At 65.2% G+C, this 18,701-nt stretch carries 16 protein-coding genes; all 16 read left to right on the top strand.

Features of this window, described 5'->3' with window-relative positions; genetic code table 11:
* The first annotated feature begins 13 nt into the window (after nt 1-13).
* The 16 genes from rplK (at nt 14) to ACLQ3J_RS07345 (ending at nt 18,686) form a co-directional block, all read left to right on the top strand.
* Complete coding sequence (gene rplK / locus ACLQ3J_RS07270; RefSeq protein WP_169619492.1) at nt 14-448, top strand: 50S ribosomal protein L11; 435 nt, start codon at nt 14-16, stop codon at nt 446-448.
* 124 nt (nt 449-572) lie between these two features.
* Complete coding sequence (gene rplA / locus ACLQ3J_RS07275) at nt 573-1,286, top strand: 50S ribosomal protein L1 (RefSeq protein ID WP_169619493.1); 714 nt, start codon at nt 573-575, stop codon at nt 1,284-1,286.
* A 385-nt stretch (nt 1,287-1,671) separates the two neighbouring features.
* Nucleotides 1,672-2,199: a 50S ribosomal protein L10 gene (rplJ, locus tag ACLQ3J_RS07280; protein ID WP_169619494.1), complete on the top strand. Its 528-nt coding sequence runs from the start codon at nt 1,672-1,674 to the stop codon at nt 2,197-2,199.
* 111 nt (nt 2,200-2,310) lie between these two features.
* Nucleotides 2,311-2,697, top strand: coding sequence for a 50S ribosomal protein L7/L12 (gene rplL, locus ACLQ3J_RS07285; RefSeq protein ID WP_169619495.1), 387 nt, complete (start codon nt 2,311-2,313; stop codon nt 2,695-2,697).
* Between the two features lie 328 nt (nt 2,698-3,025).
* Nucleotides 3,026-4,135 carry an ABC transporter ATP-binding protein gene (locus ACLQ3J_RS07290; protein ID WP_296550975.1) on the top strand — a complete coding sequence of 370 codons (1,110 nt, stop codon included), beginning with the start codon at nt 3,026-3,028 and terminating at the stop codon, nt 4,133-4,135.
* 8 nt (nt 4,136-4,143) lie between these two features.
* Nucleotides 4,144-4,935 carry an MlaE family ABC transporter permease gene (locus tag ACLQ3J_RS07295; protein WP_169619496.1) on the top strand — a complete coding sequence of 264 codons (792 nt, stop codon included), beginning with the start codon at nt 4,144-4,146 and terminating at the stop codon, nt 4,933-4,935.
* A 4-nt stretch (nt 4,936-4,939) separates the two neighbouring features.
* Nucleotides 4,940-5,800, top strand: coding sequence for an MlaE family ABC transporter permease (locus ACLQ3J_RS07300; RefSeq protein WP_169619497.1), 861 nt, complete (start codon nt 4,940-4,942; stop codon nt 5,798-5,800).
* Nucleotides 5,797-7,167: an MCE family protein gene (locus tag ACLQ3J_RS07305; protein ID WP_425902690.1), complete on the top strand. Its 1,371-nt coding sequence runs from the start codon at nt 5,797-5,799 to the stop codon at nt 7,165-7,167. Before ACLQ3J_RS07300 ends, ACLQ3J_RS07305 begins: the two co-directional genes overlap by 4 nt.
* Nucleotides 7,164-8,243, top strand: coding sequence for an MCE family protein (locus ACLQ3J_RS07310; RefSeq protein WP_169619499.1), 1,080 nt, complete (start codon nt 7,164-7,166; stop codon nt 8,241-8,243). Before ACLQ3J_RS07305 ends, ACLQ3J_RS07310 begins: the two co-directional genes overlap by 4 nt.
* Nucleotides 8,240-9,238: an MCE family protein gene (locus ACLQ3J_RS07315; protein ID WP_296550974.1), complete on the top strand. Its 999-nt coding sequence runs from the start codon at nt 8,240-8,242 to the stop codon at nt 9,236-9,238. Before ACLQ3J_RS07310 ends, ACLQ3J_RS07315 begins: the two co-directional genes overlap by 4 nt.
* Nucleotides 9,238-10,494 (top strand): MCE family protein, encoded by a 1,257-nt coding sequence (locus ACLQ3J_RS07320; protein WP_169619501.1) that lies wholly within the window; start codon nt 9,238-9,240, stop codon nt 10,492-10,494. The genes ACLQ3J_RS07315 and ACLQ3J_RS07320 overlap by 1 nt, the downstream gene beginning before the upstream one ends.
* A complete protein-coding gene (locus ACLQ3J_RS07325; RefSeq protein ID WP_169619502.1) occupies nt 10,491-11,831 on the top strand; it encodes an MCE family protein in 1,341 nt (446 codons plus the stop codon). Before ACLQ3J_RS07320 ends, ACLQ3J_RS07325 begins: the two co-directional genes overlap by 4 nt.
* A complete protein-coding gene (locus ACLQ3J_RS07330; RefSeq protein ID WP_169651253.1) occupies nt 11,828-13,075 on the top strand; it encodes an MlaD family protein in 1,248 nt (415 codons plus the stop codon). Before ACLQ3J_RS07325 ends, ACLQ3J_RS07330 begins: the two co-directional genes overlap by 4 nt.
* 125 nt (nt 13,076-13,200) lie before the next feature.
* Nucleotides 13,201-13,800 (top strand): hypothetical protein, encoded by a 600-nt coding sequence (locus tag ACLQ3J_RS07335; RefSeq protein ID WP_169619621.1) that lies wholly within the window; start codon nt 13,201-13,203, stop codon nt 13,798-13,800.
* Between the two features lie 58 nt (nt 13,801-13,858).
* Nucleotides 13,859-14,827 (top strand): hypothetical protein, encoded by a 969-nt coding sequence (locus ACLQ3J_RS07340; protein WP_425902692.1) that lies wholly within the window; start codon nt 13,859-13,861, stop codon nt 14,825-14,827.
* Nucleotides 14,828-15,179: 352 nt separating this feature from the next.
* Nucleotides 15,180-18,686: a DNA-directed RNA polymerase subunit beta gene (locus tag ACLQ3J_RS07345; RefSeq protein WP_346765036.1), complete on the top strand. Its 3,507-nt coding sequence runs from the start codon at nt 15,180-15,182 to the stop codon at nt 18,684-18,686.
* Nucleotides 18,687-18,701: the final 15 nt, after the last annotated feature.

Consider the following 18,701-nt stretch of genomic DNA (forward strand, 5'->3'; position numbering starts at 1 on the left):
CTTAGGAATAGAGATGCCCCCCAAGAAGAAGAAGATCGCCGGGCTCATCAAGCTCCAGATCCAGGCCGGCGCGGCCAATCCGGCGCCTCCGGTCGGCCCCGCGCTGGGTCAGCACGGCGTCAACATCATGGAGTTCTGCAAGGCGTACAACGCAGCGACCGAGTCGCAGCGCGGCAACGTCGTGCCGGTCGAGATCACGGTCTACGAAGACCGCTCGTTCGACTTCAAGCTGAAGACGCCTCCGGCTGCCAAGCTGCTGCTCAAGGCAGCGGGCGTGCAGAAGGGCTCCGGCGAGCCGCACAAGACCAAGGTCGCCACGGTGACCATGGATCAGGTGCGCGAGATCGCCAAGACCAAGCAGGAAGACCTGAACGCCAACGACGTCGAGGCCGCCGCGAAGATCATCGCCGGCACCGCGCGTTCGATGGGCATCACGGTCGAGGGCTGAGAATCCCTCACCGGTCGGAAGGGACACGTTCCCGTCCGGCTGCAGCACCACCACGTGGGAGGGCCGGCCAGGTCCGCAACCACTCCCGAACCATTCACCGCAGGGTGAGAAGTTAGGAAAGAACATGGCAAAGCGCAGCAAGGCATACCTCGCCGCCGCCGAGAAGATCGATTCCGACAAGCTCTACAGCCCCCTCGCAGCCGCAAAGCTCGCGCAGGAGACAGGCTCGAAGAACAGCGACAGCACGGTCGAGGTCGCAATGCGCCTCGGCGTCGACCCCCGCAAGGCCGATCAGATGGTCCGCGGCACGGTCAACCTGCCCCACGGCACGGGTAAGACCGCTCGCGTCATCGTCTTCGCCGTCGGCGAGAAGGCTGCCGAGGCAGAGGCCGCAGGCGCCGACGTCGTCGGTGCAGAGGACCTGATCGAGCGGATTCAGGGTGGCTGGCTGGACTTCGACGCCGCGATCGCGACGCCGGACCAGATGGCCAAGGTCGGTCGTATCGCGCGTGTCCTCGGCCCGCGTGGCCTCATGCCGAACCCGAAGACCGGCACGGTCACGCCGGACGTCGCGAAGGCTGTCACGGACATCAAGGGCGGCAAGATCAACTTCCGCGTCGACAAGAACGCCAACCTTCACTTCGTGATCGGTAAGGCATCCTTCGGCGACACCAAGCTGGTCGAGAACTACGCGGCTGCCCTCGACGAGGTGCTCCGTGTGAAGCCCTCGAGCGCGAAGGGCCGCTACATCAAGAAGATCACGATCGCTACGACCACCGGACCGGGCATCCCGGTGGATCCGCAGCGCACGCGTAACCTTCTCGAGACTGCAGAGTAGATCGCTCGTTCACGCGAGTACGCACTCCGAACGGCCGGCACAGGATCCCTGTGCCGGCCGTTTTGCGTTCTACCGGCGTGTTCCGCTACAGTAGCTGGGTAGTTCGGCATTGTGCCGATCTCCACCCCGATCATGTTCTACCAAAGACCGTTGGTCACCGAGGTTGCTTGCAGCATCGGTTGAAGGTCCGGATTCATCCGGCGGCCCACGCAGGAGGACGAGGTTAGGGGAGTTGCGAAACGATCGCCTCCGTGCGGTTCTGATCCCTCTCTCACGCCCCGTGTGCCCTGCGCCGGGGCGTTTGTCGTTCCCGGCCCGACGGTTCCCGGTGGGACGTCCCATTCGGGACACCGGGAAAACGACTGTTACTGAGAGGAGGCGAAGTATGGCAAAGCCCGAGAAGGTTTCCGCAGTTGCGGAGATCACCGAGCAGTTCAAGAGCTCGACGGCCGCCGTGATCACGGAATACCGTGGTCTTTCGGTGGGAAGTCTGACTGAGCTGCGTCGCGCTCTCGGAGAGGGTGCTACCTACTCCGTCGCCAAGAACACCCTGGTCAAGCGTGCCGCCGCAGAGGCGGGCGTCGAGGGTCTCGACGATCTGTTCGTCGGTCCGACCGCCATCGCGTTCGTCAAGGGCGAGCCGGTGGACGCAGCGAAGGCTCTCAAGGCCTTCGCTAAGGACAACAAGGCACTCGTCATCAAGGGCGGGTACATGGACGGCGGCATGCTGTCCGTGGACCAGGTCAACCAGATCGCGGACCTCGAGTCCCGCGAGGTGCTGTTGGCCAAGCTCGCCGGCGCGATGAAGGGCAACTTGGCAAAGGCCGCGAGCCTGTTCAATGCTCCCGCTTCGCAGGTGGCTCGCCTTGCGGCCGCCCTGCAGGAGAAGAAGGAAGCCGAAGAGGCAGCCTGACGCTGATCCGCATCACCGCGTATCGCTGAACAAATCCACGCACGCTCCGGCGTGCACCATCCCATCCGGTCGCGGATCAGCGACATGGGACTTACAGGAAGGACCGCCATCATGGCGAAGCTCACCACCGAAGAGCTGCTCGACGCGTTCAAGGAACTGACCCTGCTCGAGCTCTCGGAGTTCGTGAAGGCATTCGAGGAGACCTTCGAGGTCACCGCTGCTGCTCCGGTCGCCGTTGCCGCTGCCGGCGCTCCGGCCGCTGCTGCCGAGGCTGCTGAAGAGCAGGACGAGTTCGACGTCATCCTCGAAGGTGCCGGCGAGAAGAAGATCCAGGTCATCAAGGTCGTTCGCGAGATCGTCTCCGGCCTGGGCCTGAAGGAAGCCAAGGACCTCGTCGAGGGTGCTCCGAAGCCGATCCTGGAGAAGGTTGCCAAGGACGCTGCAGAGGCTGCCAAGGCGAAGCTCGAGGATGCCGGCGCCAAGGTTTCCGTCAAGTAAGACGGTTTCCCTCGCGCGGGCGGGACGGTCTCCGTCCCTCTCGTGCGGCGTTACTCCGAAGACCGCCCCCACGGATGTGTTCCGTGGGGGCGGTCTTTTCGGTATTTCCGGGCTTGCGGGGCCGTCGCCGACCCCGAACGGCACCCTGCGTCCGGACACTTCGGGTGTTGGGACGGCATCGGCGCAGGTCAGGGCATAAGTTCACCTATGTTGGCCCTTGGTGATTCCTTTACTTACTTTGGAGTAGGGTCGCTTGTCACCAGCACCACGTCGATGCGATAGAGTGGCGCAACCCACATCGGGAACGGGATCGAAGAGCGCGGAGGTAATCGTGGGCGTCGAGGTGTCCGTCGAGGGACTGACCAAGTCCTTCGGCTCGCAGCGAATCTGGCAGGACGTGACTCTGACCCTCCCTCCCGGTGAGGTGAGCGTGCTGCTCGGACCTTCCGGTACGGGTAAATCGGTATTCCTGAAGTCGCTGATCGGCCTGCTGCGCCCGGAGCAGGGCTCGATCATCATCGATGGCACCGACATCCTGCAGTGCTCGAGCAAGGAACTCTACGAGATCCGCAAACTGTTCGGCGTGCTGTTCCAGGACGGCGCGCTGTTCGGCTCGATGAACCTGTACGACAACGTTGCCTTCCCCCTGCGGGAGCACACCAAGAAGTCCGAGTCCGACGTTCGCAAGATCGTGATGAGCAAGCTCGAACTGGTCGGTCTGCTCGGCGCGGAAGACAAACTGCCCGGTGAGATCTCCGGCGGTATGCGCAAGCGCGCGGGCCTGGCCCGTGCGCTGGTGCTCGACCCCGAGATCATCCTGGTCGACGAGCCGGACTCCGGCCTCGACCCGGTCCGGACCACATACATCTCGCAGACTCTGATCGACATCAATGCCGAGATCGACGCGACTATCCTCATCGTGTCGCACAACATCAACCTCGCTCGCACGGTGCCCGACAACATCGGCATGCTGTTCCGCCGCCAGTTGGTGATGTTCGGTCCGCGTGAGGTGCTGCTGACCTCGGACGAGCCGGTGGTCAAGCAGTTCCTCAACGGCACGATGATCGGCCCGATCGGCATGTCGGAGGAGAAGGACGAGGCGCAGATGGCTCACGAGCAGGCGCTCGTCGACGCAGGTCACCACGCCGGCGGTGTCGAGGATGTCGAAGGCATCGTGCCGCAGATGAAAGCCACTCCCGGTATGCCGTTCCGTCAGGCCGTCGCGCGCCGGAAGGACCGTGTGCGGCAGATCCTGCACACGCTTCCGTCCGTCGCCCAGAGCGCGATCCTCGAATCGCTCGACGAAGACGACACGCCGATGGCCGCACCGGGACAGCACGGTCAGGCATCGGGATACCACGATGATCTCGATGCGGACACGCAGGTAATTCCCGTGTACTCCCCAGAGCAGCACGGTCAGCCGCAGGGCCAGAAGTAGGAGATTAGATGGGGGCTGGTAGCTCGCTGTTGCGTCCCGCGCACGGCGCACTCACCCAAGCCGGAAATATCGTCGAGCTTTTCGTCGACGTCGTGAGGAACACGTTCCGCCGACCGTTCCAGTTCCGCGAATTCATCGAGCAGGCGTGGTTCATCGCCAGTGTGACGATCCTGCCCACCGCGCTCGTGGCTATCCCGTTCGGCGCGGTCGTCTCGCTCCAGACCGGTTCGCTGATCAAGCAGCTCGGTGCCGAGTCGTTCACCGGCGCGGCCAGTGTGCTTGCGGTGATCCAGCAGGGCAGTCCGATCGTGACAGCTCTGCTGATCGCCGGGGCAGCGGGCTCGGCGGTCACCGCCGACCTCGGATCACGGACCATCCGGGAGGAGATCGACGCGATGGAAGTGCTGGGTATCAACCCGGTGCAACGTCTCGTCGTGCCTCGCGTACTGGCCATGGTGCTCGTGGCGCTGCTGCTCAACGGTCTCGTCTCCGTCGTGGGCATCGCAGGTGGTTACTTCTTCAACGTCGTCCTGCAGGGCGGTACACCCGGTGCGTATCTCGCGTCCTTCTCGGCGCTCGCCCAGCTACCCGATCTGTACGTCGCCGAACTCAAGGCAGCGATCTTCGGTCTCATCGCCGGCGTGGTCGCGTGCTACAAGGGCTTGCACCCAGGCCCCGGGCCGAAGGGCGTGGGGGAGGCAGTGAACCAGACCGTGGTCATCACGTTCCTGTTGCTCTTCTTCGCCAACCTGATCTTGACGATGGTGTATCTGCAGGTTGTACCTGCGAAGGGATCTTGACGCCATGACAATCTCGAAAGGCCGCGGAGATCTCGTCCTTCTCCGGGGTCGCAAAGTGCTGCGCGCTCCGCTGAACGTGCTCGATCGCGCCGGCGAACAGATGTCCTTCTATGCGCGTGCCGTCGCGTGGACACCGCGGACCATCACCCACTACCGCAAGGAAGTGCTCCGGCTGCTCGCCGAGGTCACCTTCGGAAGCGGCGCGCTCGCAGTCATCGGTGGCACGATCGGCGTCATCGCCATGATGTCGGGATTCACCGGCGTCGTGGTGGGGCTTCAGGGCTTCGCGGCGCTCGAGCAGCTCGGCTCCTCGGTGCTCACCGGCTTCCTGTCGGCGTACGTCAACACCCGCGAACTCGCACCGGTGGTTGCGGCGCTTGCGTTGTCTGCCACCGTAGGCTGCGGTTTCACCGCCCAACTGGGCGCGATGCGCATCAGCGAAGAGATCGACGCACTCGAAGTGATGGCCGTGCCGTCCGTCCCGTTCCTCGTGACGTCGCGCATGATCGCCGGTTTCGTGGCGGTCATCCCGCTCTACATCATCGGCCTGCTCGCGGCATACCTTGCGACGCGCGTGATCAGCACTCTGTTCAACGGCCAGTCCAGCGGGTCGTACGACCACTATTTCTACTTGTTCCTGCCACCCGCGGACGTACTCTATTCGTTCGGAAAAGTGCTGGTCTTCGCGTTCGTGCTCATTCTGATCCACTGCTACTACGGCTTCCACGCCAGCGGTGGCCCAGCAGGCGTCGGCGTAGCGGTAGGTCGGGCGGTCCGCACCGCCATCGTCACGATCGCCGTGCTCGACTTCTTCCTGAGCCTCGCGATCTGGGGCACGACGACGACGGTGAGGATTGCCGGATGAGCGAACCCACTTCGGTGCTGCGACGGCGCGTGCTCGGCCTGGTGTTCTTCCTCGTCGTGGGCTTGTTCCTGTATTTCACCGTGGCGGTCTACAACAAGACGTTCACCAAGATCGTGGAAGTCGACGTGCTCACCGACAGCATCGGAAACGCGCTTCCCCAGAACGCCGACGTCAAGGTTCGAGGCGTGAACGTGGGCGAGGTCCGCGGCACGAGTGCGGAAGAAGGCCGGGTCACGGCGCATCTGGCACTGAATCCCGACATGGTGGACAAGATCCCGTCCAACGCCACGGCCCAGTTGCTTCCCAAGACGCTTTTCGGCGAGCGGTACATCTCGCTGATCATCCCGGACGAGCCGGCCGACCCCGTGCAGCCCGGTGACGTGCTGATGCAGGACACCGGCCGACGCACCGCGGAACTGAGCGAAGTGCTCGACGGGCTTCTTCCGCTGCTCCAGGCGATTCCCCCGCAGGATCTCGCGAACACTCTCGGCGCCCTCGCGCAGGGCCTGAGCGGACGCGGCGAAACACTCGGCCGTACGGTCGACCAGCTCGAGCAGGTGTTCCGTGAAGTCAACGTCGAACTGCCGACGCTGCAGGAGGACCTGCGAGGACTCGCCGACTTCTCCCAGACCTACGCGGACGCGGCCCCGGACCTCGTCGACGCACTGGACAACCTGCGGACCACGGGCGGCACGGTGGTCGAGCAGCAGAACCAGATCCGGACACTGCTCGCCAGTGCCACCGGCGCGTCGTCGGTCACCGCGGATTTCGTCGACACGAACGCGAGCTCGATCATCAGCCTGTCGGCCGATTCGAAGGAGGCGCTGCAACTGCTCGCCCGATACTCTCCGTCGTTCCCGTGCACGTTCAAAGGCTTCGCCGATGCGCTGCCCGCGGCGGCCGGAGTGCTCGCTGCGGACGACCCGTTCCCCGGTGTGCGCGCCAATATCCAGTTCACCAATCCCAAGGGGCGGTACCTTCCCAATCAGGACGAACCCCGGCTCCTCGACGACCGTGGTCCGGCCTGCTACCTCGACGTCACCGCGCCCGGACGGAAGTTTCCGCAGTACCCGGGCGGCTCGGTCAACGACGGGTCCTACCAGGTCCCCTCGCGTAATCCCGGGCCCGCGAACATTCCGATGTTCCCGGCACCCGAGGGCTCGGGTGTGCCGGACGCGGTGAGCGAGATCATCGGTACCTCGCCCGACACGACGTCGACGGTGTCCTATACCGGTTCGAACGCGGAGCAGGACACACTCGACGTGATCTACGGCCAGGCCGCCGGTATGGCACCGGAAGACGTACCCACCTGGACCACCCGGCTGGGTGCACCGGCGATGCGAGGGACGGAGGTGAGCATCGGATGAAAAGCCTTGTCGCCCCTTTGACCAAGCTCATCGTCTTCGCCCTCGTCACGATTGTCGCGACAGGTATCCTCGCGGCCACGATCGCCAGTGTCGGCGGTGGCGGCGGTACGAAGTTCCACGCGATCTTCTCCGACGTCACGTCGCTCAACGAGGGTGACGACGTGCGCATCGCAGGCGTGCGGGTCGGGCAGGTGGACAAGATCGCGATCGTCAACGACCGCGAAGCCCGCGTCACCTTCTCGCTCGAACAGCGCGACTGGATCCCCGCCGGTGCGACAGCGACGATCAGGTTCCGCAACCTGGTGGGTCAGCGCTACATCGCGCTCGCCGAGGGCGAGAGCAAACAGGGAATGAAAATGACGGCGGGCGAGACCATCCCGCTCGAACGGACCCGGCCGGCCGTCAACCTCACCACGCTGTTCGACGGGTTCAGACCGCTGTTCCAGACACTCAGCGCCGATGACGTGAACAAGTTGTCGTACCAGATCATCCAGGTCTTCCAAGGGGAGGCCGGTACCGTCAGCGACCTCGTGCGCAGCACCGCGAGCCTCACCAACACCATCGCGGACAAGGACAGGGTGATCGGTGCCGTGATCGACAATCTCAACACCGTCCTGGCGACGGTCGACGAGCGCGATCGGCAACTCGACTCGCTGCTCGTCAACACGCAGGCACTGGTCAGCGGTCTCGCCGCCGACCGCGACACGGTCGGTTCGGCGGTCCAGTCGCTCGCAGGTCTGACCGACGCGGTCTCGGACGTACTCGAACCGACACGCCCGTCGATCTCGCAGTCGATCACTGCCCTCGAACAGGTCTCCTCCACGCTCAACGCGAACCGTGACGATCTCGACAAGGTGCTCGAGACCCTTCCGGTCAAGTTGGAAAAGCTCGGCAGGGTCGCGAGCTACGGTTCGTGGTTCCAGTTCTATCTGTGCGGTATCGACATCGTGGCCGGCCCCGGATCGATTCCCTACCTGAACCTGCCGACGGGTCTCCCCACCGTGAACCAACCCATCTACACGAATGCGGCGCAGCGATGCACGCAGGACGGGATGCAGGAGTTGCAGGGACGATGAGTAAACGCCGCAGTCCGGCCGCAGCCGGTGCCCTGGGCATCGTCGTAATTCTGCTGGCCACAGTGTCCGCCTTCTTTCTCGGTTCGCTGCCGATCATCGGAGCGGGCGTCACCTACGAAGCCGAATTCAGCGAAGCCGCCGGTCTCAAGCCCAGCAACGAAGTACGCATCGCCGGGGTCAAGGTCGGCCAGGTCACCGGTGTCGAACTCGAGGGTGACCGCGTCGTCGTTTCCTTCAAGGTGCAGGACGCGTGGGTCGGCAACGACACGTCCGCCTCGATCCAGATCAAGACGATCCTGGGCCAGAAATATCTCGCCCTGGACCCGCGTGGCACCGAGGTCCTCAACGCCGACACACGCATCCCGATGGAACGCACGGTCGCGCCGTACGACGTGATCGAGGCGTTCTCGTCGGCAGCCACGACTATCGGCGAGATCGATACCGACCAGCTCGCTACCGGTTTCGAGGCACTTTCCGAGGCGTTCTCCGAAACTCCCGACGACTTCCGGGCGTCGCTCGACGGGGTGAGCCGGCTTTCGGAGACCGTCGCCAGCCGCGACCAGGAGCTGAAGAAACTGCTCGGCGCGACGAGCAACGTCTCGAAGGTGCTCGCGGACCGGAACGTCGAATTCAACCGGCTCCTGAGCGACGGCGCCTTGCTCGTCGCCGAACTGAACAACCGTCAGCAGGCGATATCCCAGCTCCTCGACGGAACCAAACGGCTCTCCACCGAGCTGTCCGGTCTGGTGCAGGAGAACGAGGAATCCATCGGCCCGGCATTGCAGCAGCTACGCGGAGTCGTGCAGACCCTGCAGGAGAACAACGACAACCTCGCTCGCGCGGTGGAGTTGTACGAACCGTTCGTTCGCGTCTACTCCAATGTCGTCGGTAACGGTCGCTGGTTCGACCAGGTCATCGTCAACCTCACGCCGCCGGGGCTGCCCGAGATTCCGGGCTACCGCGATCCCGTCCGCCAGCTGGAAGGAGTGAACTGATGGCGCACTCCGAAGACCGTGACACCCGCTCGGGTCGCAACCGCATCGCGATCATCGCCCTCGTGGTGGCGGTGGTGGTCGCGGCCGGTGCAGGCGGCTGGTGGCTGTGGACCCGGGCCGGAACGACGAACATCACGGCCTATTTCGACAACAGTGTCGGTATCTACCAAGGTTCCGGTGTGCGAGTCCTGGGCGTCGAGGTCGGCACGGTGACCTCCGTCGAACCCCAGGGCGACGTGGTGAAAGTCGGTATCCGTGTCGACCGGGGCGTGGACATTCCCGCCGACGCGCAGGCCGTGCAGATCAGCCCCTCGGTGGTGGCCGACCGCTACGTCCAGCTCACCCCCGCCTACTCCGGCGGCGACAAGATGGAGAACGGCGCGGTGATCGAACGTGAGCGCACCGCCACTCCGGTGGAAGTCGATCAGCTCTATGCGAGCATCGACGACTTGTCGCGCGCTCTCGGGCCCGAAGGCGCCAACCGCGACGGGGCTCTGACCGAGTTCGTCGAGGTGGGTGCAGAAAACCTGGCGGGCAACGGTGCCGCACTCGGACAGAGCATCGATCAGCTGTCCTCGGCCGCACGGACCCTCAACGAATCGCGCGGCGATCTGTTCGGCACGATCGAGAACCTGCAGGTCTTCGTCAGCGCACTGGCCGCCAACGACCAGCAGGTCCGCCAATTCAACACCCAGCTCGCGGACCTGTCGGGGTTCCTCGCCGGCGAACGCGAGAATCTCGGACAGGCGGTGAACCAGCTCTCGGTGACGCTCGGGGAGGTCGCGACCTTCGTGCGCGACAACCAGACCGCACTCAAGGACAACGTCGACGCCCTCGTGCCGATCACCACCACGCTCGCGGAGCGCCGGGAGTCGCTGGTGAACTCGCTCACCCTGCTGCCGCTCGCCGTGAGCAACCTCGTCAATTCGTACGACGCGGAAGCCGGCGTTCTGGCGTCGCGTCTCGTCCTGACCGACCTGCAGGACCCTGCCGGTGCGGTGTGCAATCTCATCGACGTGGGCCGGCTCGTTCCGGGCGACCCGCGCTTCGAGCAACTCGGCAGGCAGATGCAACCGCTCATCGACCGGTGCGACGTCATCGCGGGGCAGGTCACCGCGGCCCAGAAAACCCCGGACCTGATCCTCCCGTTCGGAATTCTCAGCGGCGAGAACATTCAGCGTCAGGTCGTTCCGGGCACGGTGCCGGGTGTCGAATCACCCCGGCTCGATCTCGAAGGTCAAGGGGGTACCCGGTGAGCGGCACGGTCAGGTCCGCGCGGGCCACCGTTCTCGGCGCAGGCGCATGTGTGGTCGCGCTCGCGGTGTCGGGCTGTGGCGGACTCTCCGGCGTTCCGCTCCCCGGCGGCGCGGATGTCGGTAGTTCGCCGATCCGGGTTGCGATCCAGTTCGAGGACGTCCTCGACCTCGTCCCCCAATCGACGGTGAAGGTCGACGGCGTCCCCGTGGGCCGCGTGGAGTCGATCGGGGTGGCACCGAACGACGGCTGGACCGCGGACGTGGCGATCGTGCTCGATTCCGCGGTGGATCTGCCGCAGAACTCGTTCGCCTCCGTCGAGCAGACCAGTTTGCTCGGTGAGAAGTTCGTCCAGCTCACCAGGCCCGAGGACGAGCCCCCGGTCGGCAGGCTCTCCGACGGAGACGTCATTCCGCTCGATCGCACCCGCCACGCCACCGAGATCGAACCTGTTCTGGGTGCTCTGTCGCTGTTGCTCAACGGTGGTGGCGTCGGTCAGATCGCACCGGTGGTGAAGGAACTCTCCAGCGCGTTCGACGGCAGGGAAGGCACGACGAGGAGCCTGCTCGAACAGGCCGAAACCCTCATCACCGGACTCGACGAGCAACGCAACGACATCACGCGTGCGCTGGACGGACTCGATGCGCTCACCGTGCGGGTCGCCGAGCAGAACGACAAGATCGCCGCGGTACTCGACGAGCTGCCCGTGGCGACGGAAGTGCTCGAACAACAGCGTCCCGAGCTAACCGAACTGCTCGCCCAACTGGACAGGCTGGGCGTCGCCGGTGTCGGCGTGCTCGAACAGTCGAAGGAAGACCTCATCGCGGATCTGCTGGCACTGCGCCCGACCTTGCAGCAACTCGCCGCGTCGGGAGACGACCTCGTCGAGGCTTTGCCGTTCATTCCCACGGTGCCCTTCCCGGACGGCGTGGAACGGATCGCGCTCGGTGGTTCGGTGAACCTGTTCCTCGCCGTGGATCTGCAGATCGGTGATGCGCTGGCCGCGCTCGGCGTGGGTCAGGGCGAGCCGGAATACCGGCAGCCCAAATTCGGCAACCCGAAGCCGGTCGTCGATCCTTCGAACCCGTACTACAACGGAAACGGTCCTGCAGTCGGCTGGCCGACCGTCTCGCTGGTCCCCGAACTTCCCCTGCCGACGCTGCCCGGGCTGGAACTGCCGGAAGGGGTGTCGCTGCCGGAAGGTATCGACATCCCGGGCCTCGGTGAGGCCGCGGCAGGGACAGGGGGAGCTCCGCCCGGTAACGAAGGGGCAGCACCCGCACCCTCGAACCCGCTGGAGGGATTGTTGAACGGTCTCGGATTCGGGGGTGGACAGTGAGATCACGTCTCGTGCGGTTCCAGTTGGTGGCGTTCGTGGTGATCGCCGTCCTCGGCCTCCTGTACGTCGGTGCCCGTTATGTGCGGCTCGACAACCTGTTGGGTTTCGGGCAGTACACCGTGAGCGCACGGTTCCCCGACTCGGGCGGTGTCTTCGAGAACGCCGAGGTCACCTACCTGGGTGTGCCCGTGGGCCGGGTCGGACCGATGACCCTCACCGCCGACGGCATCGACGTCGAGTTGCGCCTCGACAACGGTGGCCCTTCGATTCCCGCGGCAACCCGTGCCGTGGTGGCGAACCGTTCGGCGATCGGCGAGCAGTACGTGGACCTCCGGCCCACGAGCGCCGACGGCCCGTATCTCGTGGAAGGCTCGGTGGTGGAGTCCACCGCCGAGGATCTGCCGACACCGGTCGAAGATCTGCTCGTCAGCACGAGCGAACTCGTGAACTCGGTGCCTGTCGAACCGTTGCGCACCGTGGTGACCGAACTCGGTGCCGCTCTCGACGGGCGAGGAGGCGACCTGCAGTTGCTGGTCGATTCGCTAGCGGGACTCAGTGAGTCCGGGGTGCAGTACCTCCCGCAGACGCTCGCATTGATTCGTGACAGCCAGACGGTGCTCGACACCCAGTCCGAGCAGTCGTCGTCGATCCGGCAGTTCAGTTCCGACCTGGAACTCGTCACGGCGCAGTTGCGCGACAGCGACCCGGATATCCGGCGGTTGATCGAGACCGGAACCGACGCGAGCGACCAGCTGTCGCAGCTCATCGCCGGTTCCGGACCGGGCCTCACCGCGAATCTCACCAATCTCGCCTCGCTCGGGGAAGCCCTCGCCCCGCAAGCGATCGCCCTGCAGCCGCTGCTTGCGTTCCTGCCCGCGGTCGCGGGCAGTGCGGGTACCGTCGCGCCCGGCGACGGCACGGTCAAGCAGGGGATCATCCTGGAGACGAACAACCCACCGTCGTGCACCATCGGGTACGAAGGAACGCAGGAGATCCTTGCCCGGATGAGAGCCGAGGATCCGAACTTCGACGACACCCAGCAGGACTTCCCGTTCAACACCGAAGCGTCGTGCGAGGTGCCGCAGGGGAGCGTCACCGGTGTGCGCAGCGCCAACCGGATCGTGTTCGCCGATCCGGCGACGATCCAGCCCTGGGACTTCACGCCGAAGAAGGACCCGGACCGTCTGAATCTGAACCCCGTGGCGACGCAGCTGGCGCCGTTGCTCGGAGTCACCCCCAAGTGAGCAGTGAGTAGGTTGTTGGAGTGAGTGCATCAGGAACATCCGTCGTCGGCCCCGACGAGCGGACGTCTTCGGAGAAGGAGCCCCACCGGACCGGCCGCAGTTCGTCGCGCACGTGGGCACTGGCAATCGTGAGCGTGCTGGCCGTGGTCGCACTCGGCGCCGCAGTGTGGTTCGGGTACGGCTGGGGCAGGGCGCTTTTCGTCGATAGGCCGGTCGCCGATGCGCGGGACGCCGCCCTCTCGGGTGCGTACCAGGCGGCGATCAACCTCAACAGCGTCGATGCGGAGAACGTCGATGCGTCGATCGAGAACATGCGGTCGTCCATCACGGGTGAGGCGCTCGAAAACGATCTGGCCGCCACCGAGCAGCAGATCCGCGATCAGGTAGCCCAGACCGGGACGAGCATGTCCGGCGAAGTGTTGTTCGGAACGCTCACCGAGCTGAACACCGACGACGATGTCGCGAAGGCGCTGGTGGTGCTCGCGGTACGCACCACGACGCCGCAGAACTTCGTGACCAACAAGGTGTCGGTCAACGTCTCTCTCCGGGAGGACGGCGGCGTGTGGAAGGCCGAGACGATCGAGCCTCTCGGCTCGGTGCAGATGGAGGCCGGACCCGCCCCGGGTGCGGCACCGCCGGAAGCCGGCGACGGCGCTCCGGCCGAACCCGCTCCGGCCGAACCTGCCCCGGTCGAGCCCGCCCCGGAGGGGACCGAGGGACCGTGAGAGCCGGCGAGCGTTTCCCGCGCACGAGTCTGCTCGAACCGATGAAGGAGTGTGTGTAGTGCCACCGCAGCGACGGAATCCCGGACAGTTCGGACCGCCGCGTCGGCGCCCGAAGATCGCGGGGTCCACTCGTGCGCGGTCGTCCGACGCCTCGAACGACCGCCCCATCGACGAGGGTGCTGCCGCGGAGAACCCTGCCACCGAGAACCCTGCGGCCGAAACACCTGCGGTCGAGACACCGGGGGTGGAGACACCTGCTGCCGAGACACCTGCCGACGACTCGTCTGCGGGAGACGGGCCGGCCCGTGAGGCGCCCGTCGTCGAGAAGTCCGCGTCGGAGTCGCCTGTGGCCGAGCCCTCCGATACCGGCGCGGTGTCGAGGGTCGAACCCGGCGCGCGCGCCGACGCGACACCCGGCGACGCCGCACCCGACGATGCGAAGACCGACGATGCGAAGACCGACGATGCGAAGACGAACGGCGTGACGCCGCCTGCCCGCGTGTCCGGCACCGCGTCAGCGGCGAAACCGGCACGCAGAAACCGGAGCATGCGTTCTGTGCTGGCGATCGGCGTGGTCGCGCTCGTCCTCGCCGCGGTGGCCGTCGTTGCCGCCTTCCGCCCGGGGACGAGCGTGTCGAACGAGGCGTGGGTCGATGCCGCGGCCACCCGCGAGGTCACCGACGCCGCCAAGCACGCGATCGAGGCCATGCACGGGTACAACTACGAGACCATCGACGAGGACTTCGCGGAGATCCGTGGGTTGCTGACCCAGGAGCGCCTCGAGGAGTTCGATGCGACGGCAGAGGTGACCAAGCAGGCGGCGATCCAGACGCGCACTGTGACGGAGGTGAACGTCCTGCACATCGGTACATCTGTGCTCGACGAGACACAGGCCGAGGTCGCCGCCTACATCAACGTCAGCGCGACCGGCGACGGCATCGCGCAGGGGAGTGCGCAGGCGCCCGTGCTGGTGCGGATGGATAAGACCGACGGGCAGTGGCTGGTGTCGGAGATCCGGGACCGGTGACGGCCCGCGGGGTGACGGCCGGGATTCGCACGATCTCGGTCCCGCGCAAGGCTTGACGCGGAGCGCGTGAACGGTCACTCTATCGGTACGCCTGTGCGGTTCGTTCCTTCCAGCCGCTTGCCAGGTTTCTTTGAGGCACCCCTGTGGACATCTGCATTTTCTTGGTGTAGGCTCGTTCTTTGCGCTGGCTGCCTCCTGTCCACTCCTCGTTTGCCGAGTTGGATTTCACCCCGAGGGTGAGATCGTCCCGGTTCTTCGGTGGAGTTCTCGTTCGGGTTGTAACCAGCGAAAACGCCCCACATGAAGAAGCAGGTACAGCGGCGGTCGCACCGGTTGGAGCGTCCCGCGTGAGGTGCTGGAAGGACGCATCTTGGCAGTCTCTAGCCAGACCAAGGCAGTAGCCGGAATCCCCGGAGCCCCGAAGAGGGTGTCGTTCGCGAAAATTCGCGAGCCTCTCGAAGTCCCAGGACTCCTCGATATACAAACAGATTCCTTCGAATGGTTGATCGGATCCGAGCGCTGGCGCGCAAAGGCTGCCGAACGCCTCAACGGCAGTGCCGTCGGCGGTCTCGAAGAGATCCTCCACGAGCTCTCGCCCATCGAGGACTTCTCGGGCTCGATGTCTCTCTCCTTCTCCGATCCGCGCTTCGACGAGGTCAAGGCCTCTGTCGAGGAGTGCAAGGACAAGGACATGACGTACGCCGCTCCGCTGTTCGTCACGGCGGAGTTCATCAACAACAACACCGGCGAAATCAAGAGCCAGACGGTCTTCATGGGTGATTTCCCGATGATGACCGACAAGGGCACGTTCGTCATCAACGGCACTGAGCGCGTCGTCGTGTCGCAGCTCGTACGTTCTCCGGGCGTGTACTTCGACAAGTCCGTCGACAAGAGCACCGAGAAGGACCTGCACAGCGTCAAGGTCATCCCGGGTCGCGGTGCGTGGCTCGAGTTCGACGTCGACAAGCGCGACACCGTCGGTGTCCGCATCGACCGCAAGCGTCGTCAGCCCGTCACGGTGCTGCTCAAGGCGCTCGGCTGGTCCACCGAGCAGATCGTCGAGCGTTTCGGGTTCTCCGAGATCATGATGTCGACGCTCGAGAAGGACAACACGGCCGGCACCGATGAGGCGCTGCTCGATATCTACCGCAAGCTCCGCCCGGGTGAGCCGCCGACCAAGGAGAGCGCGCAGACCCTGCTGGAAAACCTCTTCTTCAAGGACAAGCGCTACGACCTCGCTCGCGTGGGTCGCTACAAGATCAACAAGAAGCTGGGCCTGAACACCGGCCAGCCGATCGAGGCGTCGACCCTCACCGAGGAAGACATCGTCGCCACGATCGAGTACCTCGTGCGTCTGCACGCGGGTGAGAACAAGATGACCGTCCCCGGCGGCGTCGAGGTTCCCGTCGAGGTCGACGACATCGACCACTTCGGTAACCGTCGCCTGCGCACCGTCGGTGAGCTCATCCAGAACCAGATCCGCGTGGGCCTGTCCCGCATGGAGCGTGTGGTTCGCGAGCGGATGACCACTCAGGACGTCGAGGCCATCACCCCGCAGTCCCTGATCAACATCCGTCCCGTCGTGGCCGCGATCAAGGAGTTCTTCGGAACCTCCCAGCTGTCGCAGTTCATGGACCAGAACAACCCGCTGTCGGGCCTGACGCACAAGCGTCGTCTGTCCGCTCTGGGCCCCGGTGGTCTTTCGCGTGAGCGCGCCGGCCTCGAGGTCCGCGACGTCCACCCGTCGCACTACGGCCGCATGTGCCCCATCGAGACCCCTGAGGGCCCGAACATCGGCCTGATCGGTTCGCTCTCGGTGTACGCACGGGTCAACCCGTTCGGTTTCATCGAGACCCCGTACCGCAAGGTCGAGGGTGGCGTCGTCACCGATGAGGTTGCCTACCTGACCGCGGACGAAGAGGACCGTTACCTCATCGCGCAGGCGAACTCGCCGATCGCAGCGGACGGAACATTCGCCGAAGAGCGCGTGCTCGTCCGTAAGAAGGGCGCGGAGATCGAGTACGTCGCCGCCGACACCGTCGAGTACATGGACGTGTCGCCCCGGCAGATGGTCTCGGTCGCCACCGCGATGATTCCGTTCCTCGAGCACGACGATGCCAACCGTGCCCTCATGGGCGCGAACATGCAGCGTCAGGCTGTCCCGCTCGTGCGCAGCGAATCGCCGATCGTCGGTACCGGCATGGAACTCCGTGCCGCCGTCGACGCCGGCGACGTCATCGTCACCGAGAAGGGTGGTGTCGTCGAGGAGGTTTCCGCCGACTTCATCACCGTCATGGCCGACGACGGAACGCGCAAGACGTACCGTCTGCGCAAGTTCGATCGCTCCAACCAGGGCACCTGCTCCAACCAGCGTCCGATCGTGGACGAGGGTCAGCGCGTGGAGTCCGGCCAGGTCCTCGCCGACGGCCCCTGCACCCAGAACGGTGAGATGGCGCTCGGCAAGAACCTGCTCGTGGCGATCATGCCGTGGGAAGGCCACAACTACGAGGACGCGATCATCCTGTCGCAGCGCCTCGTGGAGGAGGACGTGCTCACCTCGATCCACATCGAGGAGCACGAGATCGACGCCCGCGACACCAAGCTCGGTGCCGAGGAGATCACCCGGGACATCCCGAACGTCTCCGACGAGGTCCTCGCGGACCTCGACGAGCGCGGCATCGTCCGCATCGGTGCCGAAGTTCGCGACGGCGACATCCTCGTCGGCAAGGTCACGCCGAAGGGCGAGACCGAGCTGACCCCCGAGGAGCGCCTGCTCCGCGCGATCTTCGGTGAGAAGGCGCGCGAGGTTCGCGACACGTCGCTGAAGGTTCCGCACGGCGAGACCGGCAAGGTCATCGGCGTCCGCGTGTTCTCGCGCGAGGACGACGACGATCTTCCTCCCGGCGTCAACGAGCTCGTCCGCGTGTACGTGGCACAGAAGCGCAAGATCCAGGACGGCGACAAGCTCGCCGGCCGCCACGGCAACAAGGGCGTCATCGGCAAGATCCTTCCGCAGGAAGACATGCCGTTCCTGTCCGACGGCACGCCGGTCGACATCATCCTCAACACGCACGGTGTTCCGCGTCGTATGAACATCGGCCAGATCCTCGAGACGCATCTCGGCTGGATCGGCAAGGCGGGCTGGAACATCCAGATCGCCGATGACGGCAGCCGTCCCGAGTGGGCACAGAACCTCGCCGAGGAGATGGTGTCGGCGGAGCCCGACACCAATATCGCCACCCCGGTGTTCGACGGTGCCCGTGAAGAGGAACTGACCGGTCTGCTCGCGTCGACGCTGCCGAACCGTGACGGTGAAGTCATGGTCGGACCGGACGGCAAGGCAACCTTGTTCGACGGTCGTTCCGGCGAGCCGTTCCCGTACCCCGTGTCGGTCGGCTACATGTACATCATCAAGCTGCACCACTTGGTCGACGACAAGATCCACGCTCGTTCGACCGGTCCGTACTCGATGATCACCCAGCAGCCGCTCGGCGGTAAGGCCCAGTTCGGTGGCCAGCGCTTCGGTGAGATGGAGTGCTGGGCCATGCAGGCCTACGGTGCCGCGTACACGCTCCAGGAACTTCTCACCATCAAGTCCGACGACGTCGTGGGCCGCGTGAAGGTCTACGAGGCGATCGTCAAGGGCGAGAACATCCCGGAGCCGGGTATCCCGGAGTCCTTCAAGGTGCTCCTCAAGGAACTCCAGTCGCTGTGCCTGAACGTCGAGGTGCTCTCCAGCGACGGCGCGGCCATCACGATGGCCGACGGCGACGACGAGGATCTCGAACGGGCTGCCGCCAACCTGGGCATCAACCTTTCCCGCAACGAGTCGGCCACCGTCGACGACCTCGCGAACTAGGAGCCGAGCCGATGC

The sequence above is a fragment of the Rhodococcus sp. DT1 genome (assembly GCF_049844875.1).
Taxonomy (GTDB): Bacteria; Actinomycetota; Actinomycetes; order Mycobacteriales; family Mycobacteriaceae; genus Rhodococcus.

Coding starts and splice junctions, on each gene's coding strand:
- rplK (WP_169619492.1), top strand. CDS start 14: ATGCCCCCCAAGAAGAAGAAGATCGCCGGGCTCATCAAGCTCCAGATC.
- rplA (WP_169619493.1), top strand. CDS start 573: ATGGCAAAGCGCAGCAAGGCATACCTCGCCGCCGCCGAGAAGATCGAT.
- rplJ (WP_169619494.1), top strand. CDS start 1,672: ATGGCAAAGCCCGAGAAGGTTTCCGCAGTTGCGGAGATCACCGAGCAG.
- rplL (WP_169619495.1), top strand. CDS start 2,311: ATGGCGAAGCTCACCACCGAAGAGCTGCTCGACGCGTTCAAGGAACTG.
- ACLQ3J_RS07295 (WP_169619496.1), top strand. CDS start 4,144: ATGGGGGCTGGTAGCTCGCTGTTGCGTCCCGCGCACGGCGCACTCACC.
- ACLQ3J_RS07300 (WP_169619497.1), top strand. CDS start 4,940: ATGACAATCTCGAAAGGCCGCGGAGATCTCGTCCTTCTCCGGGGTCGC.
- ACLQ3J_RS07305 (WP_425902690.1), top strand. CDS start 5,797: ATGAGCGAACCCACTTCGGTGCTGCGACGGCGCGTGCTCGGCCTGGTG.
- ACLQ3J_RS07310 (WP_169619499.1), top strand. CDS start 7,164: ATGAAAAGCCTTGTCGCCCCTTTGACCAAGCTCATCGTCTTCGCCCTC.
- ACLQ3J_RS07315 (WP_296550974.1), top strand. CDS start 8,240: ATGAGTAAACGCCGCAGTCCGGCCGCAGCCGGTGCCCTGGGCATCGTC.
- ACLQ3J_RS07320 (WP_169619501.1), top strand. CDS start 9,238: ATGGCGCACTCCGAAGACCGTGACACCCGCTCGGGTCGCAACCGCATC.